Here is a 16,518-nt window from a genome sequence, read left to right as displayed (position 1 = left end):
AGCATTGAAACGAAGTTTCAAGTGGCATTGCGAACAACGACCCAAACCCTGCCCCTTGTAGCTAGACAAAGAAAAGCGAAGAGGGGCGTTAAGGAGGTTGCGACAGCGAACCACGACGTTTATTTACTGCTACACTTCGTTTCGCATACAGTCTTTCTAAGAATCAAAGATTCTTGAAAGACTAGCATCGAAACGCCAGTTTCGAGCGACGTTGTGAGCAGTCGCCAACCTCCTGCCCCTCGCAGCTAGCCAAAGAAAAGCGAGCGGGGCAATTTGAAGTTTGTGGCACAGCGAACAGCCACCAGACTTCACCCCCTCTGATATAGCCACAAAAAAAGCGAGAGGAGATAGAAAATGTTAATGGCAAAAGTGATTGGTAGTGTTGTATCTACCCAAAAGGATTCGTCTTTAGTTGGCAAGAAATTGATGATTGTTCAGCCAGTCGATAGCGATAAGGAGTCCATTCGTTTTCATCAAGTCGCAGCAGATACGGTAGGAGCAGGAGTCGGAGATTATGTATTGCTAACAATCGGCTCCTCAGCCAAACAAATGTTCCAATCCCCCTCCGAAGCAGTAGATGCAGCAATCGTAGGAATTATCGACACGTTTGATAAATAAAGAAAAGCGAAGAGAGGCGTTAAGGGTTTTGTCGTAGTGAGCCATGCCATTTACTTGCCTGAAGCAGAGCTTCAGGTGGCATTGCGAACAGCGACCCAAACCCTGCCTCTCGCAGCTAGGCAAAGAAAAGCGAAGAGAGGCGTTAAGGAGGTTGCGACAGCGAACCACGTCGTTTATTTACTGCTACACAGCGAATCTTTGCACTTCATAGCTATCCAGACAAGGAGGTGAATAAATGAGCATTTATACAAAAACAGGCGATAAGGGAAGTACAAGTCTTTTTGACGGAAAACGTGTGAAAAAATATGATTTACGTGTTGACACCTATGGCACATTTGATGAATGTTTGGCTCAAATTAGCGTAGCAGAAAAGCAAGTGACACAAGAAAAACTAAAAGAACCACTGAAATGGATACAAGAGAAATTGTTTCAAGTGAATGCTGAAATTGCAACTTCTGAAAATATGGAGAAATTAACACAGCAAACAGCTTTAATTGATCAAAAAGATATTGAGCGATTAGAAAAATGGATAGATGAATACACCGAAATTCTTCCCAGTGTCAATCAGTTTATTTTACATGGAAAAATGTTGCCAGCTGCTCAATTGCACGTAGCTCGAACGGTTTGTCGCAGAGGAGAAAGAAGACTGGTGGAACTTGCGGAAGTAGAAAAAATACGCAAGGAACTTCAAAAATTTATCAATCGTTTATCGGATTGTTTGTATATGCTTGCTCGCATGAGTGATTATTTGACGATTGAGGAAATGGTGCGAGTGGAGTTAGAGAGAACACTGGAGATGAAAATGGAAACGGAGAAAGAACATTATTCATTTTTCACTATCCAAAAAGTGTTTAATGCTTGTATTGCTGAGGCAAAACAAATGAATCTTTCAGCAACAATGGCAATAGTGGATAAATCAGGGATATTACGAGCAAGTTTTAGCATGGAAAATTCTTTGCTCGTCAGTGTAGAAATGGCACAGAAAAAAGCCTATACGGCAGTGGCGATGAGGCAATCGACAAAAGATTTACACAAACTTACTCAAATAGATGCTCCGTTTTTCCAGCTTGAAGCATTGACTGAAGGAAAAATCGTGACCTTTGCAGGAGGCGTACCTCTTTGTGTAAATGGCAAAATCGTTGCAGGTCTTGGAATTAGTGGCGGTAGTGTAGAAGAGGACGAAAAAATTGCTTGTATAGGAAAAAAAGCGTTTGAGGAGGTTGATTATGCAGGAAAGGGAGCTTAAAAAGACGGTTGAGCAAATAGTGCGAGAGTTTCTTGGGAAAGAAAAAGGATTGGAAAACGCAGAGTACGGCGTGTTTTCAACTGTAAACGAGGCGATTTCCTCTGCAAAAGTTGCTCAAGGAAAATATGAGGAAAAATCCCTAGAGTGTCGCAGGAAAGTCATTTCAGCGATAAAAAAAGAAATGTCTTGTTTCATCTCAGAGATAGCTGAGCGTACATTTGAAGAAACAGGTATGGGGAGAGTGGAAGATAAAAAATTAAAGATACAACTTGTTTTAGATAAAACACCGGGTGTAGAAGACTTGCTCACCGAGGCGGAAACGGGCGACAATGGCATGACACTTTACGAGTTATCCGCTTATGGTGTCATTGGAGCTGTTACACCGAGTACAAACCCCGCAGAAACATTGATTTGTAACGCAATCGGAATGCTCGCAGCAGGGAATGCTGTTTATTTCAGTGTTCACCCGGGGGCGAAAAAAATTTCTCGTTGGACAGTAGCTAAACTAAACGAAATAGTTTATAAAACCTGCGGTATTCAAAATTTGATTGTTACGATAAAAGAGCCCTCCATTCAAGCAGCTCAAGAAATGATGACGCATGAGGGGATTGATTTGCTCGTGATTACAGGAGGTCCTGCGGTTGTTCGCCAAGCAATGCAATCGGGAAAAAAAGTAATCGCAGCAGGAGCAGGCAACCCGCCGTCAATTGTAGATGAAACAGCAAATATTGAAAAAGCGGGGAGAGATATTGTTGCTGGTGCAAGTTTTGACAATAATATTTTATGTATTGCTGAAAAAAGTGTCGTAGCAGTAGAAGATATTGCCGATTATTTAATTCTTCAAATGGAAAAAGCAGGTGCTTACTTGATTAAGGATGAGAAAGTCATTCAAAAACTTGAGCAGTTGACGATTACACCAAATGGTGAACCAAGTCGAAAATTTATCGGCAAGAATGCGAATTTCATCTTGCAAGAAGCTGGAGTGAATGTTGATTTTGACGTTCGTTTGATTATCATGAAAACGAAAGAAACCCACTCTTTTGTTATGAAAGAAATGCTCATGCCAATTTTACCGATTGTTGCCGTTCAAAATTTTGATGAGGCACTAAATGTTGCACTGAGAATTGAGCAAAAATTACACCACACAGCAACTATGCACTCGCAAAATATTGGACGACTGAACCTAGCAGGACGAAAATTCCAAACATCTATTTTTGTTAAAAATGGCCCCTCTTTTGCAGGACTTGGCTTTGGTGGAGAAGGAGCAACCACATTCACAATCGCCACCCCAACAGGAGAATGCACAACAACAGCAAGAAACTTCGCAAGAAAACGCAGATGCGTACTAACAGACGGCTTTTCGATTAGATAAGAAAAGCTACGAGGGGCGTTTAGGTGTTTGCAACAGTGAACCATGTCGTTTATTTACTACTACACTTCGTTTCGCATACAGTCTTTCTAAGAATCAAAGATTCTTGAAAGACTAGCATTGAAGCGAAGCTTCAAGCGACATTGTGAACAGTTGCCAAACTTCAGCCCCTCACAGCTAGACAAAGAAAAGCAAAAGAGGTGAAAAAATGGACAAATGGTCTTTAAAACCAGCTATTTACACAGGAGAAAATTGTTTAAGTCGTTTGGAACAATTTGAGCAAGAAAAAATTTGTTTAGTATGTGACCCTTATTTTATTGGGACAGAAAATTTTGATAGAGTAATGCAACAGTTTGCTAAGAGTGTGCAAATAGAAATTTTTTCAGAGATTATCCCAGATCCGCCGATTGAGACGGTTGCATTAGGTGTGGAGAAAATGTGTGAAATGTCTCCAACGATTGTGATTGCAATAGGAGGGGGTTCAGCGATTGATACTGCAAAAGCGATGTTAATGGTTTATCAAAAAACAACGACAAATGAAATCAAAAAATTCATTGCAATTCCAACGACAAGTGGCACAGGAAGTGAAGTGACAAGTGTTACGGTGATTACAGATACAAAGAAAAAAATCAAATATCCAATTTTTCACCCAGATTTAATTCCAGATGAGGCACTGCTTGAGGCAACATTCGTTACTTCTTGCCCTCCAAATATCACCGCATATAGTGGAATGGATGCACTTACGCACGCAATGGAGGCAATGGTGGCAACGAAATCGACTACTTATACAGATGCTCTAGCTGAAAAAGTAATCCGTCTCGTTTTTGAAAATCTAAAAACGTGCTACGCTGAGGGAGACAATCTTTTCGCACGCAGTAAAATGCACGAAGCATCTTGTTTAGCAGGGATTGCCTTTGATTTGGCGGGATTGGGGATATGCCATTCGATCGCTCACCAAGTAGGAGCGAATTTCAAAGTGCCACATGGTTTAGCCAATCTCATGCTACTTCCTCATGTGATAGAAGCAAACGCTCAAGAAGAATGTGCAATGAAAAAATATGCACAACTTTCAAGAAATCTAGGTTTTGCACGAGAAAATTTACCAGATACACTTGCAATTTCCAAGTTAAAAAAGGAAATCACCCAACTTTCTAAGCAACTTCATTGCCCATTAACGCTAAAGGAATTTGGTATAAAGGAAAAAATAGCAAGTGAGCGGGCAGTGGAAATTTCACGCAATGCAAAAAACGACGCAACCTATCCAAGTAACCCTATTCACTTTAGCGAAATAGAACTAGAGCGAGTGTATAGAAAGATAATAAAATAGTCTCCGTTATACTTATAGAGGAGACTTTGAGCATTTACAAAGTGAAATCACAGAAAAGACTTCGAGCGGGCAAAGCTCGCTCGTGACCCTGCTTGGACGGAGCTAAGCGGAGGTCAAGTTTCTGCGGTTTTACGAAGTGAAATCACAGAAAGGAGTTCACAAGATGAATAATGCAGTATTAGGAGAATTTATTGGAACATTTGTATTGATTTTTTTTGGTACAGGAGTAGGCTGTTCCATTAATCTAAACAAAACGTTAGCCAAAGCTGTCGGTGCAAATTGGGTTTTAGTGGCATTTGGTTGGGGGATTGCGGTAATGTTAGGGGTATATACAGCCATTTATTTCAATGCTCCCGCACATCTTAATCCAGCAGTCACCCTTTCATTTGCAATAGGTGGCATAACAGACTGGAGTCAAGTTTTGACTTTTATCCTCGCTCAATTAGGAGGAGCATTTCTTGGGGCAACGGTGGCAACGATTCACTATTTACCACATTTTGCACAAACGAAGAGTGACGAAGGAAATAGTGTCGGTATATTTGCGACAGGTCCAGCGATACCTAACACATTTTTCAATTTGATCAGTGAAATCATTGCGACATTTGCATTTGTTTTCACATTATTATTGCTCCCTGCTGATTTTGCTCCGTCATTAAAACCGTTAGTTTTGGCATTTTTATTGGTGGGGATTTCATTTTCGTTTGGCTCAACGACAGGTTATGCAATCAATCCTGCAAGGGATTTTGCTCCACGCTTGGCATACACCGTTTTGCCGATTGCCAACAAAGGCGACAGTAACTGGGGGTATGCGTGGATTCCAATCGTTGGCCCAATCATTGGAGCAATTGTGGCTGTAACGATTGTCAATTTATTTTAAGGCGGAGGAAAAGACTTGAGCAAAAAAATTATGGCGATTAACTCTGGCAGTTCATCTTTGAAATTTCAGCTATTTTCAATGCCAGAGGAAAAACTTTTAGTAAAAGGATTGTTTGAGCGAATTGGTTTAGCAAAAGAAATGACGTTTTCCTATCAAACGAGCGATGAAAAAGCGGAGCATACGTTACCTCATTCTTCACATGAAAAAGCAGTAGACTATTTGCTCCATTTTTTACTAGAAAAGAAATTTTTATCTTCACTCGAGGAATTGAGCGGTGTCGGACATCGGGTAGCCCATGGTGGAGAATATTTTTCACAAGCCACTCCGATTCATGCGGAAGAAATCGCAAAAATCGAGGAATTATCCATACTCGCTCCACTCCACAATCCAGTAAATCTTATTGGGATAAGAGCGTTCCAAACGGTATTGCCGAATTGCTTGCAAGTAGCGGTTTTTGACACCGCTTTTCATCAAACAATGGCGGAAAAAGAGTATATTTACCCACTCCCAATGAAATATTATCGTGATTATCACATAAGAAAATACGGTTTTCATGGGACAAGCCATCAATATGTTGCAATGCAGGCGGCAGAAAAAATCGGTGTGCCGTTTGAGGAGTTGAAAATCATTTCTTGTCATCTAGGAAATGGTGCGAGCATTTGTGGGATCAAAGACGGAAAATCCGTCATTACGTCAATGGGTTTCACGCCACTAGCAGGGTTAATGATGGGGACACGTTGCGGGGATATTGACCCGTCGATTCTTCCATATTTACAAGAAAAACTTCATTTGACAACAAAACAAATAAACGTTATCATAAATGAAGAATCAGGTCTTTTAGGTGTTTCAGAACTTAGCAATGACTCACGTGATTTAGTGCGTCAAGCAAGCGAGGGAGTTCACCAAGCAAAATTAGCCCTTGATATTTTTACCAGTCGCGTTAGACAAACGATTGCAGGATATGCGGGGGAACTTGGTGGGTTTGATGTGTTGATATTTACCGCAGGAATAGGTGAAAACTCAAGCATTATTCGTCAAAAGTCTTGCGAGGGACTCGAATGTCTTTCTATCGAATTAGACCAAGAAAAAAATCAAAAAAATGAATGTTTTATTCAAAAAAATAACGGAAAACCTTATGTTCTTGTAATTCCAACAAACGAGGAATTAATGATTGCAAGAGAGGTTTCCGCTCATCTATGAACCAAGAGGAATAAGGTGAAAATCCTTTACAGCCCCTTTTCTACTGTGACGTGCAAACGAAGTCAGACCCTCGGTTCTAGCTGAAACACACTGTATCAGGGAAAAAGGTGTTTTCTAGCAAAGGGCTAGAGTATCTTTTGAGGTACTCTAGTTTTTTGTTTGAATAGATAAGGAACACTCCAAAATAACCAAACGAAATTTTTGAGTGATCCGAAAAAAACGAAAAACGGAGGGATTTTACCAATGAGGAAATTTTTTGTAGGAACAATGCTTGCCGTAAGTTTATTTGTAGTGACAGGTTGTGCGACAAGTAAAACGCAAACAAGCACTGAGGAGACCAAAACAGCTGAAAAATCAGAGCTGAAAGCAACGATTACTCTTATTCAAGAAGAAAAAGAGATTGCAAGCAAAGAAGTAACTTTTAAAGAAGATGAAAATTTGCTAGAAGTGCTAAAGGCAAACTTTGAGGTGGCAGATGACAAAGGCATGATTACAGAGATTGCTGGTGTCAAGCAAGATGCTGAAAAAGGATGTTATTGGATGTATAAAATCAATGACAAAATGGCAGAATTAGGTGCAGGAGAGACGATTTTGAAAAATGGTGATAAGGTCGTGTTTACCTATGCCAAAATCTAGTGCTGTCAGCTTTTTTTCGGTAAAAGAAATCGCCTATTTATCGTTGATGATTGCAGCGGCGACAGTAGGACGGATATTTTTCCAATTTTTGCCAAATATTCAGCCTATGACGGCAATTTTTCTCATTCTCACCCTGAAACTCGGGGTAATAAGAGGAATCATCGTTTGCATTTTATCCGTGATAACGACCAATCTTTATTTGGGAATGGGTGTGTGGACGATTTCACAAATCGTTAGTTATACGGTGGTTATTTGTTTTGTCGGCGTGCTTGCTCAGTTTGCATGGTATCGCAGATTTTTCGCTTTGCAAATTGTCGTCAGCGTGTTTTCAGGCTTTCTTTACGGTTTTATTATTTCACTTATCAGTATGAAAATGTTTGGTTTTACAAACTTTTGGGTGTACTATTTCCAAGGCTTGAGTTTTGATACACTTCATGCTTTGGGAAATGGAGCGTTTTACTTCATTTTAACACCTATTTTCGTGAAACTTTTGAGAAAGATGGACATCAAAAGCTAAAGCCTTATAAAACAACAAAGCTCTAAGGGATTTTTAGTCCTTAGGGCTCTGTTGTTCTTGAGTGTTGGGGATTGAACACTGTTCACCACTTCGTTTAAAACTAAAAAACAACCCCCAGAAAATAAAATAGAGCATAGCTCATGAGGAAAATGGAAATGCTTTTCATGATGAGCGGATAGGTTTCTTTTTTGCTTTGTAGTGATTGATAAATTTTCAACGCACGAAGTGTTGGTAAAATAGCAAGAAGTAGAGCAAAAATAGCAAGGAAGGGTAAAAATCCTAACAACACATTTACAATCATCAAGCAAAAAATAACAAGATAAAGTATGTTTAACAAGAAAACTGCAACTTTCTTTCCTATATAATAAACTAGCGTTTTTCGACCGTTTTCAATATCTTCTTCTAAATCACACGTATTATTGCACAAAAGCCCAATTAGTACACAAAGCATCGCAGGCAAAAAGACAAGGAACATTCTCCACTCGAAAAACGGAGTATTTTTCACGTTGAAACTTGCCATATGAGCTGTAATCATTGGAATACTTACGCCACTCATAAAAGCTGGTAACGTCTCAGCAAGTGGTGTGCTATGAATGGAAAATTTCCCCGCAGAGTATTTCCACGCAACAAAAAAACCAAAAGAGCCGAGGAGAAGTGTTGGAAAATCGGTAAAATAAACAAGAATTGCCCCAAGAATAAACGCAAGAGCGAAAAAGAACGTCATATATTGTCGCACAAGCGACAAATTCAAATTTTCTCGTCCAATAATATTGCTCTTCTCCTTATAACTCACCAATTTTGCATTTTGAAAATCGTGGTAATTGTTGTGAATATTTGTCGCAATATAAATCAACGACAACACACAAGCAAAAAGCACTACCCGCCAATTAAAAAACACGTGAAAATTCGCCAGTGAATAACTCATACCAATGATAAATAGAAAAAAATTAATCGGCAAATTGTAAATTTCGGTAAGTTCAACAAATTGTTTTTTCGTCATATTCAATACCATTCCTTTTTCAGATTCATCTACTTTAAAGGTATGATTTTCTTTGATAATGTTCAAGGAATTTGCTTGGAAATTTTGGGGTGTTGGTGGAAATAAAGATAATTCTTTTTTTTTGAAGTATTTCACTTATATCTATGGAATACCGCAAATTCTACCAAATTTCGCAAACCTTTTCATGTACTTGGTTCTTATTTTATAAAATAAATGAAAGATGTTATATAATGGGGGTTCTCTTACTAATTGGTTGCTATTCTTTATTTTTAATACTTTCTTATCGAATGTAATTAAAAATAATTTATTCTTGGCTTTCTAACTCATCAGTTCTTATTGTATTTTAACAATTGTTTATTTTGACAGAAAATATAATATTTGCTAATATTATATTCAAGTAAAACAAAAATCTCACTTGAATATCACCTATAGGAAGGAGAATTGCATATGTTGACAAAAACTGCTATCAAATTCTAGCGTTGCCGAAACAGCATTATATGGATATTTTAAATGTGCGTCCTAAGATGAACATTGTAAAGTTTGCGGACATCATAAGGAGAAATAAATGACCAAATCATACAAATTATTATGGGGGAGTTTTTGTATTTCTAATGTGGGGGATTGGCTTAGAAAAATTGCTTTGCCGATTTTGGTTTTTCAAAAAACGGGGTCTGCGTATCACATGGCGACACTTTACGGTATCACGTTTATTCCGTGGATACTGTTTTCAATCTTGGGTGGAGTTTTAGCAGATAAAATAAAGAAAAGTAGAATTATTTCATATGGTCACTTTATCTCGTTATTTTTCTTAACATTGCTGATTATTTCATTACAAAGCTCAAAGATAGAAATTGTCGTTATCTATTTCTTGACTTTTTTACTTTCTTCAACGGAGCCATTGATACACCCTTCCTTTCAAAGTTTGTTACCGTTAACGGTTGAGAAAAAGAACTTGGCGAAAGCGAATGCGGGCATTCAGTTAGTGGATAACACGCTAAATTTAATTGGACCAATGATTAGTGGTGTTTTATTGCTTTATTTTACTCCTGAAAACTCATTGTGGGTGAATGCAGCAGGTTATCTGCTGGCAGGAATATTTGTCTTATTTATTAACGAAGATGATGTTATTCAATCAACCGATAAAAAATCATCTGCACTCAATGATGTAAAAGACGGCATAGCGTATGTAATGGAAAATAAAGTTATTTTATCTGGTGCAGTTCTCTTTTTGTTTACCAATTTAGGAATCAATATGTTTCAATCGAATTTAGTCTATTTTATCACGGATATTTTACAATACAGCTCGTTTCAGTATGGTTTGATTTTATCTATATCAGGAATTGGTGCGATATTAGGTGCATTTTTAGCACCGAAATTAAACGAGAAATTTAAGGCAGGTTTTGTTATTTCTGTTAGCACCATGTGTGCAGGAGTGTTTACGCTGTTGTTATTTAATGCCACAAATTATATTTATATCGGTGTTGTTATGGGGTTAAGTAACTTATGCGGGAATATTAATGTTATCTCTTACTTTTCATTGCGGCAAAGAATTGTTCCACAAAATATTTTAGGTAGAGTAGTAAGTGTGACACGCATGATTTCTTATCTAGCAATCCCAGTAGGAGCGTTTTTAGGTGGTAAACTAATCAGTCTAAATTATTCAATTTATCTCATTATTCTTTTTGCAGGAACCATTCGATTTTTCGCAGGTGTTTTTGCATTTTTAAGCCCTCTTAGAAAGAGTGGTAGTGAATAAAACTTTAAGAACTCCTAAAAATTTTGTTTAGGAGTTCTTAGCTAAATAAAGCGTTATATTCAATCAAATCATTACGCAATTCTTCTTTTATTTTCTCTGAAAGGAAACTATCTTCCAGCATTTCTGCTGAGGTGATAGCCTCTTGGTAGTGTTGTTTGGCTAACTCGGGGTCTTTTTGGTGGAATAAGATGCATTTTCCTTTTAGCATACAAAAAACAGGTTTTGAACGAAAGTCCAGTGTCTTTTTTCGTAATTTTTCACCAATCTCTATAATTTTCAGCAATTCCTCATAGTTTTTTTTCTCTATTAAAATGATAGCAATAGATGTGAGAATAGAGCCGATAACGAGAAGTTCAAGGTCGATAGCACTTTCGATTTTTTCAATCACTTTTTGAGATAAAGTTTTCACTTCCTCTGTATCCACTTCATTTTTTAAAATCGATAAGTTAAAGTAGAGTTTAATTATAAGAAAATCATTCAAGTCAAGGTCGTCTTTTTTGTAAACACGATCAAAAGATTCCGCTATTATTTCTTCTGCAGAACCTGCCGTTTTCGTCAACGTCATATCATGCAAAATTTGTTTTAATTCGATTGTATCCTGTTCGTATCGTGGTAAATCTTCAAAATAGTTGTTGTAAATTTCATCAAATTGTTCGTCTACGGTTTCAGCCCTTTCTTCGTTTTGATAGACTTTGATCCCACGAAACAATAAGTTTTTTAATTCCAAATATCTTTTTGGCAATTCTTTTTTCTCAGAGAGGAGGTCTGCAATATCTACATCTAGTTGTTGAGCGATAAAAGCGAGTGTTTCAAGTGTCGGTCTTGACTCGCCTCGTTCAATTCTGCCAAGCTGTTTGTACGTTAAATCTCTTTCGTCCTCGCATACCGTTTCTCTGGAAATCCCTTTTTTCTCACGTAACAATCGAATTTTTTCTCCAATATTCCCTAAATTCATTTGTTCACCGCCTTTGTAATAACCTTATATTTATTGTATCAGAACCCTGAATCATAATCAAGCGAAAATGTCAAGCCCTTGCATGGGGTGGTGAGGTTTTTGGTTTCTTGGCATAATATGTCTTGTAAAACAAAAGAACTTATAAAAAGCTAGAACTTAGTCGAATGGAGGGATAGAATGTTTTGCTTTGATTTTTTTTCAAATCTATTGAAATCTTTTCCGTGGTGGGAAGAGTAATTAAAAAATGAGGAGGTAAGAAATGGATAACAAAGTTTTCAAGCCACCAGATACAAAAACACAAATTGAAGAAAATGGAATAGATATACGACTGGTGGTTTCCAATCTTCAACAGAAAAAACGATTGTTTAAAACAGTCGAAAATGGCAAGACAGGAATTGTCTTTTCTTTAAAAGAGAATCAAACGAAAAAACTTCATCTGCCCAAAGGAGTTCCAAAAGAGTTAGGTGTGGTAGAGCTTGGAGGAAAAAAGAAAGAGTCAAAAGAGAGCTCTTGCTTGAAAGGGGTGATGTAGGGAAAGAAAATGTAGAAACGCATATTTTCCACAGATATTTATGGAAATTTATGATGTAATTTGGTATATTAAGAAAAGTTGTTAAATTTTACCGAATTACAAAGGCATTAAAAAACTTATAGAAAAATAAGAAAACAAAAATAACAAGAATTTAAAGGAGAATTTAACATGAACGTACAAAAATTAACGAAAAAATCTATCTTGACAACAGTAGCAGTTGCAACTTTTGGAGTTGCCTTATCTCAAACGGCGTCTGCCACTATTAGCAATCCACACCCTTGGCTAATTGATGAATGGGATCATAGCTCAACAAGTGGTTCTACGAATGCTTATTCTAACTACTATGTAAAGGATAGTAGACGATATGGTTCTATTGCTTACTGTATCAATGGTCTTGGTGTAACACGAAAATACGAGAAAAAAGATTATGGTAAAGCCTATACTTCACATAAAAAAGACGGTTGGGATATGGCAAGTAAAATCTATCCCGGTTGGAATGTGTATGGATTTTAAATAAAGGTATAGCGTTTTGATATTAGAGTGGGAGATTACACTTCCCTCTAATATCTTTAATAAAAAAGAAAAAGGAATTATTTATAAAATCACTAAAATTAACGAAAAAATCTATTTTGACAACAGTAGCAGTCGCAACTTTTGGAGTTGCCCTAGCTCAAACGGCTTCAGCTGCGGTTAGTAACCCGCACCCTTGGTTGATTGATGAGTGGAATCATAGCTCAAAAAATGGAGCTACTTATTGCTATTCACATTATTATGTTAAAGATACTAGACGATATGGTTCTCGTGCTTATTGCACCAATGGTTATGGAGTAGGCAGAAAATCCGCTAAGTCGGATTATGGTGTAGCTAAAGCAGAACATAGACAGGACGGTTGGGATATGGGAACAAAAATCTATCCAGACTGGGGGACATATTCTTTTTAATAGAATAGTGTTTTCTAAACATTTAGAGTGGAGTCGATAAAACTCTCCATTCTAAATGTTCTTGCAAAAAAATATTAAGAAAGAAAGGGATAGTATGAAAAAAGTAATTAATTTTTTAAGAGAAAGAATTGTACTCATTATCTTTTCATTCCTGTTTTGTGTACTAGCAGTTGGAGGAATGCAGTTATTAAATGAAGAAATGGGGTTTTCACCGTATCCGACCAATCAAATTTGGCTAGTAAAAACGAATGATAAAAAACTCGACAATCCAGAAGTTTTCTATAAGAAAATGGAAGAAATAGCAAAAAACGAAAAAATCAATATTATTAAAAATGTAATTGATGATAAAGGACGAAATTTAGGGTATGTATTTGGTGAAGAAAAACAAGCGTTTAGCAGTCCTGAGATTTATACAAGGGATAAAATTCTATTGAAAACAACGACTTCACAAGGAAGTTATTATATAAATGGAAATGTAAGCGAGAAAGCATTAAAAGAGATTGAGCGATTAAATGTAGAGGTGGCAATCTTTGAAACCCCTGCATGGATGGTGGCGGCAAGTTTCTTGACGGGAGAAAGTATTTATTCACTTTCATTTTTCGTAATGCTTTTGATGTTTTTTGTAGTAGCGTATGCTCTTTTAGTTGGTCGCATGAAAGAGACGATTATTGAGCGAAGTTTTGGGATTTTTCATAAGAAAAATTTCACCCGTTTTTTGAAAACTTTGGCGGTAACATTAAGTAGCCTTTCGATTTTTGGCTTTATTTTCTCTTATTTCTTCGGCTATTTTGGCAGTGTCAAAATTACTGCTTATGCGATAACGATTTTGATGTTTGCGATACTTTTACTTTTGATTTTAGCATTGGCACATTTTATTTTCGGCTTACAAGTGATGTTCTCTAAAATTGCAGATGTGCAAAAGAATAAAATAAGCGGGAAATCGATTCAAATTGTTTGGTTAGCGATTATTGCAATTAGTACGTTTATTGTAACGCTTGAAACGGCAACGATTGCTAAAAATTATCCTAAATATCTTGCACAAAAGCATTTGACAAAGGAATGGGAAATGGCAAAAGATTATAGTTGTGTCATGTGGGGAGACTTAGGGGAGAATAGTGGAACACCTGAAGAACAAAAAGCGAATCTGTCCTCTCAAATGAACTTTGCTAAAAGTTTTTCCATTGACGAGGTCATTATCTCAAAAATAACACATGATCATGCAAGTAATTTTGGTGAGGTTTCAGTGTGGAATCCAGAGACGGAAGAAGCAAAACTTGTCTCTGTTGATAAAAAATTGGCACAAGTAATTTATACGATTAATCCAAAAGTATTAGAGTTAAATAAAAAAATCTATCCTAACAATCAATATCAATTTGATAAGGAAAAGATAGTGAATATTTTAATTCCAGAAAAATATCGTGATAGGACAGAAGAAATAGATTTGATTGTGCAAGATAGTTTGGATTATATGGTAGATAAAAAAGATATAGCAGTTCAGTTTATCCCGAACAACCAAACGTTTTTCTTATTCATGATGGGAAATGAAAATCTGATTTCGTTACCTGATAGCGATAAAACAGACAGTATTTTAGTTAGTTTTGATTGGAGTAAATTGCCACAAAATGATCATACAAATTTTGTGATTGAAAACTTCACATTTGATGCACTTTATTATGCAAAAGGACTACAAGAAAAAGCGAAAAAACATAATGTGCTAGATAATGTACATCATTTTGTAAATGTAAAAAGTTACCTAGACGAAATGAGCGAATACTTAAACAGACAATTTATTTCAGGAATTGCCTTGCTTGTGGTAATGTTTGTGTTTCAACTTTTGGTAATTTATGATTTTCTGAAAATGCAGTTGCAGTTTTACAGTAAACAAATCATTATTCGCACGATTATTGGAAAAAATTTCCATTGGACGATTTTGCGTTTTCAAATGATTTTACCGATTTTATTGGTTTTAGTGGAAATGTTTAGCCTATTTTTCACTCAGACTTTTTCACTTGCCTTGCTATTTATCGCCTTATATCTCGGGGCAATTGCTTTGATTTATCTTTTAGCATTTAGAGGATTACGCAAAAATAAACACGGAATTTTAAAAGGAGCGACGGATATTATATGATCACATTAGAAAATTTAAGTAAATCCTTTGGGAAAAAGGAAGTTTATAAAGATGTCAATTTAACATTTGAACTAGGAAAATCTTACGCTCTTGTGGGAGTTTCTGGAAGTGGGAAAACGACACTTTTAAACGCTATCGCACGTCTTGAAAAACCAACGAGCGGGAGTATCAAGTACAACGAAGAAGACATTTGGAAAATGAAAGAACAAAAGTATTTTAAAAATTACCTAGGATATATTTTTCAAAGCTATGCGTTGATTGACGACAAGACGGTTGCTCAAAATTTGAAAATTGTCAGCAACAATCTGACGCAACAAATCGAAGTGTTGGAAAAAGTAGGTTTAGGGGAGGAATATTTGCACTCGAAAGTCTACGAACTCTCTGGCGGTCAATCACAGAGAGTGGCGATTGCTCGAATGCTTTTGAAAAAACCAAAAGTCATTTTAGCAGATGAACCAACAGGAGCATTAGACGGGCAAACAAGTGAACAAGTAGGCGAATTACTTCGCTCGCTTGTCAAAGAAGATACGGTTTTAATCATTGCTACGCATGATTTGACTTTGGCAAAAGAAATGGATAAAACAATTTATGTGGAGGATTTAAAATGAAAAAAATAATTATCGCAGTAGGTGTAGTAGTTTTAGCAGTCGGTGGATTTTTCGCTTACAAGCATTTCACCACCCCGAACGTTCTTGACCAAGTAGGTGAAAAACAACTTCTTAGCAATACATCAGGAGAGGTAAAAACGTTCAATATCAAAAAAGAGGGGTATTATGATGTGACGACACTTAAATCAAGTAGCCCGAATTTGCTTGGGCGAGTGCCAAAAATGAATGAAACCACATTTGGGCAATACTTTGAAGAAGGTGAAAAAGTAGCGTTGCAGGCAGGTGAAGAAGTGGAATTTCAGCCAGCAAAATTTGAAAAATTAGCAGAGGAAGATGCGATATTTACCTTAAAAGATGCAGGAAGTTACCTTATCGGCACACAATTTTCAGCAGGGAAATACAGGGTTTCTTTGGAAAAAGAACTAGCAAAAATGATAAGAAAAGACGGAAAAGAAGTCAATGGAGTGATACAGCTCTTAGTGTATAAACCAAATGATTTCGCCGAATCTGAAAGTTATTCGCTCAACAATCAAAATTCAACAGCAACGATTGAATTGCCAGCAGGGAAATTATTGGCTGTAAAATCTGCTGGTTTGGAGTTTGAGTTGAAATTTAAGAAGTAGTGTGCGTTTGGAAAAAAATCGAGAGAGGTTGTCTCGATTTTTTTCTTTGTCTAGCTATGAGGGGCTGAAGTTTGGCAACTGTTCGCAACGCTACTTGAAACTGTGTTTCCAGCAAGTAAATGCTGTGGCTCACTGCGACAAACTCCTAAACGCACTTCTTCGCTTTTCTTTGTCTAGCAGCGAGG

The 16,518-nt window shown here is 36.9% G+C and carries 20 protein-coding genes; 17 read left to right on the top strand and 3 right to left on the bottom strand.

Annotated features, from left to right (window positions below):
- The first annotated feature begins 21 nt into the window (after positions 1 to 21).
- From B5D30_RS13555 to B5D30_RS05530, 10 genes are all read left to right on the top strand, one after another.
- Positions 22 to 177, top strand: a complete 156-nt coding sequence (locus tag B5D30_RS13555; RefSeq protein WP_159443224.1) for a hypothetical protein — start codon at positions 22 to 24, stop codon at positions 175 to 177.
- A gap of 177 nt (positions 178 to 354) precedes the next feature.
- Positions 355 to 618 (top strand): EutN/CcmL family microcompartment protein, encoded by a 264-nt coding sequence (locus B5D30_RS05565; protein ID WP_078807048.1) that lies wholly within the window; start codon positions 355 to 357, stop codon positions 616 to 618.
- Between the two features lie 36 nt (positions 619 to 654).
- Positions 655 to 849 (top strand): hypothetical protein, encoded by a 195-nt coding sequence (locus B5D30_RS13165; protein ID WP_144399496.1) that lies wholly within the window; start codon positions 655 to 657, stop codon positions 847 to 849.
- Between the two features lie 4 nt (positions 850 to 853).
- On the top strand, positions 854 to 1,864 hold the full coding sequence (locus B5D30_RS05560) for a cob(I)yrinic acid a,c-diamide adenosyltransferase (RefSeq protein ID WP_078807047.1): 1,011 nt from the start codon (positions 854 to 856) through the stop codon (positions 1,862 to 1,864).
- A complete protein-coding gene (locus B5D30_RS05555) occupies positions 1,845 to 3,236 on the top strand; it encodes an aldehyde dehydrogenase family protein (protein ID WP_078807046.1) in 1,392 nt (463 codons plus the stop codon). Before B5D30_RS05560 ends, B5D30_RS05555 begins: the two co-directional genes overlap by 20 nt.
- Before the next feature lie 205 nt (positions 3,237 to 3,441).
- The gene (locus tag B5D30_RS05550; protein ID WP_078807045.1) at positions 3,442 to 4,560 is read left to right on the top strand and encodes a 1-propanol dehydrogenase PduQ; all 1,119 of its coding nucleotides are present in this window, start codon (positions 3,442 to 3,444) and stop codon (positions 4,558 to 4,560) included.
- Between the two features lie 163 nt (positions 4,561 to 4,723).
- Positions 4,724 to 5,437, top strand: coding sequence for an MIP/aquaporin family protein (locus tag B5D30_RS05545; RefSeq protein WP_078807044.1), 714 nt, complete (start codon positions 4,724 to 4,726; stop codon positions 5,435 to 5,437).
- 15 nt (positions 5,438 to 5,452) lie between these two features.
- Entirely contained in the window at positions 5,453 to 6,637 is a 1,185-nt protein-coding gene (locus B5D30_RS05540) for an acetate/propionate family kinase (RefSeq protein WP_078807043.1), read from the top strand.
- A gap of 243 nt (positions 6,638 to 6,880) precedes the next feature.
- Complete coding sequence (locus B5D30_RS05535; protein WP_144399495.1) at positions 6,881 to 7,273, top strand: DUF4430 domain-containing protein; 393 nt, start codon at positions 6,881 to 6,883, stop codon at positions 7,271 to 7,273.
- Positions 7,260 to 7,790 (top strand): ECF transporter S component, encoded by a 531-nt coding sequence (locus tag B5D30_RS05530; protein ID WP_078807041.1) that lies wholly within the window; start codon positions 7,260 to 7,262, stop codon positions 7,788 to 7,790. The genes B5D30_RS05535 and B5D30_RS05530 overlap by 14 nt, the downstream gene beginning before the upstream one ends.
- Before the next feature lie 100 nt (positions 7,791 to 7,890).
- Here the strand turns inward: B5D30_RS05530 and B5D30_RS05525 are convergent, their stop codons facing one another.
- The gene (locus B5D30_RS05525) at positions 7,891 to 8,856 is read right to left on the bottom strand and encodes a prenyltransferase (protein WP_144399494.1); all 966 of its coding nucleotides are present in this window, start codon (positions 8,854 to 8,856) and stop codon (positions 7,891 to 7,893) included.
- A 499-nt stretch (positions 8,857 to 9,355) separates the two neighbouring features.
- On the opposite strand from B5D30_RS05525, the gene B5D30_RS05520 reads away from it, so the two are divergent.
- A complete protein-coding gene (locus tag B5D30_RS05520) occupies positions 9,356 to 10,546 on the top strand; it encodes an MFS transporter (protein WP_078807039.1) in 1,191 nt (396 codons plus the stop codon).
- 37 nt (positions 10,547 to 10,583) lie between these two features.
- On the opposite strand, the gene B5D30_RS05515 is transcribed toward B5D30_RS05520, so the two are convergent.
- On the bottom strand, positions 10,584 to 11,501 hold the full coding sequence (locus B5D30_RS05515) for a helix-turn-helix domain-containing protein (RefSeq protein ID WP_078807038.1): 918 nt from the start codon (positions 11,499 to 11,501) through the stop codon (positions 10,584 to 10,586).
- A gap of 259 nt (positions 11,502 to 11,760) precedes the next feature.
- Here B5D30_RS05515 and B5D30_RS05510 point away from each other — a divergent pair, with 259 nt between their 5' ends.
- From B5D30_RS05510 to B5D30_RS05485, 6 genes are all read left to right on the top strand, one after another.
- Positions 11,761 to 12,033, top strand: coding sequence for a hypothetical protein (locus tag B5D30_RS05510; RefSeq protein WP_078807037.1), 273 nt, complete (start codon positions 11,761 to 11,763; stop codon positions 12,031 to 12,033).
- Positions 12,034 to 12,201: 168 nt separating this feature from the next.
- On the top strand, positions 12,202 to 12,546 hold the full coding sequence (locus B5D30_RS05505) for a hypothetical protein (protein ID WP_078807036.1): 345 nt from the start codon (positions 12,202 to 12,204) through the stop codon (positions 12,544 to 12,546).
- 116 nt (positions 12,547 to 12,662) lie between these two features.
- Positions 12,663 to 12,974, top strand: a complete 312-nt coding sequence (locus B5D30_RS05500) for a hypothetical protein (protein WP_078807035.1) — start codon at positions 12,663 to 12,665, stop codon at positions 12,972 to 12,974.
- Between the two features lie 178 nt (positions 12,975 to 13,152).
- Entirely contained in the window at positions 13,153 to 15,102 is a 1,950-nt protein-coding gene (locus B5D30_RS05495) for a hypothetical protein (RefSeq protein WP_159443223.1), read from the top strand.
- Entirely contained in the window at positions 15,099 to 15,710 is a 612-nt protein-coding gene (locus B5D30_RS05490) for an ABC transporter ATP-binding protein (RefSeq protein WP_078807033.1), read from the top strand. Before B5D30_RS05495 ends, B5D30_RS05490 begins: the two co-directional genes overlap by 4 nt.
- Complete coding sequence (locus B5D30_RS05485) at positions 15,707 to 16,333, top strand: hypothetical protein (protein WP_078807032.1); 627 nt, start codon at positions 15,707 to 15,709, stop codon at positions 16,331 to 16,333. Before B5D30_RS05490 ends, B5D30_RS05485 begins: the two co-directional genes overlap by 4 nt.
- Here the strand turns inward: B5D30_RS05485 and B5D30_RS13550 are convergent.
- Positions 16,323 to 16,466 (bottom strand): hypothetical protein, encoded by a 144-nt coding sequence (locus B5D30_RS13550; protein WP_159443222.1) that lies wholly within the window; start codon positions 16,464 to 16,466, stop codon positions 16,323 to 16,325. The two genes, B5D30_RS05485 and B5D30_RS13550, sit on opposite strands and share 11 nt — an antisense overlap.
- Positions 16,467 to 16,518: the final 52 nt, after the last annotated feature.

The sequence above is a fragment of the Pilibacter termitis genome (assembly GCF_900167335.1).
GTDB classification, from domain to species: Bacteria; Bacillota; Bacilli; order Lactobacillales; family Streptococcaceae; genus Pilibacter; species Pilibacter termitis.
The sequence above is the reverse complement of the archived record's forward strand: the minus strand, read 5'-3'. Positions and strand labels throughout refer to the sequence as shown.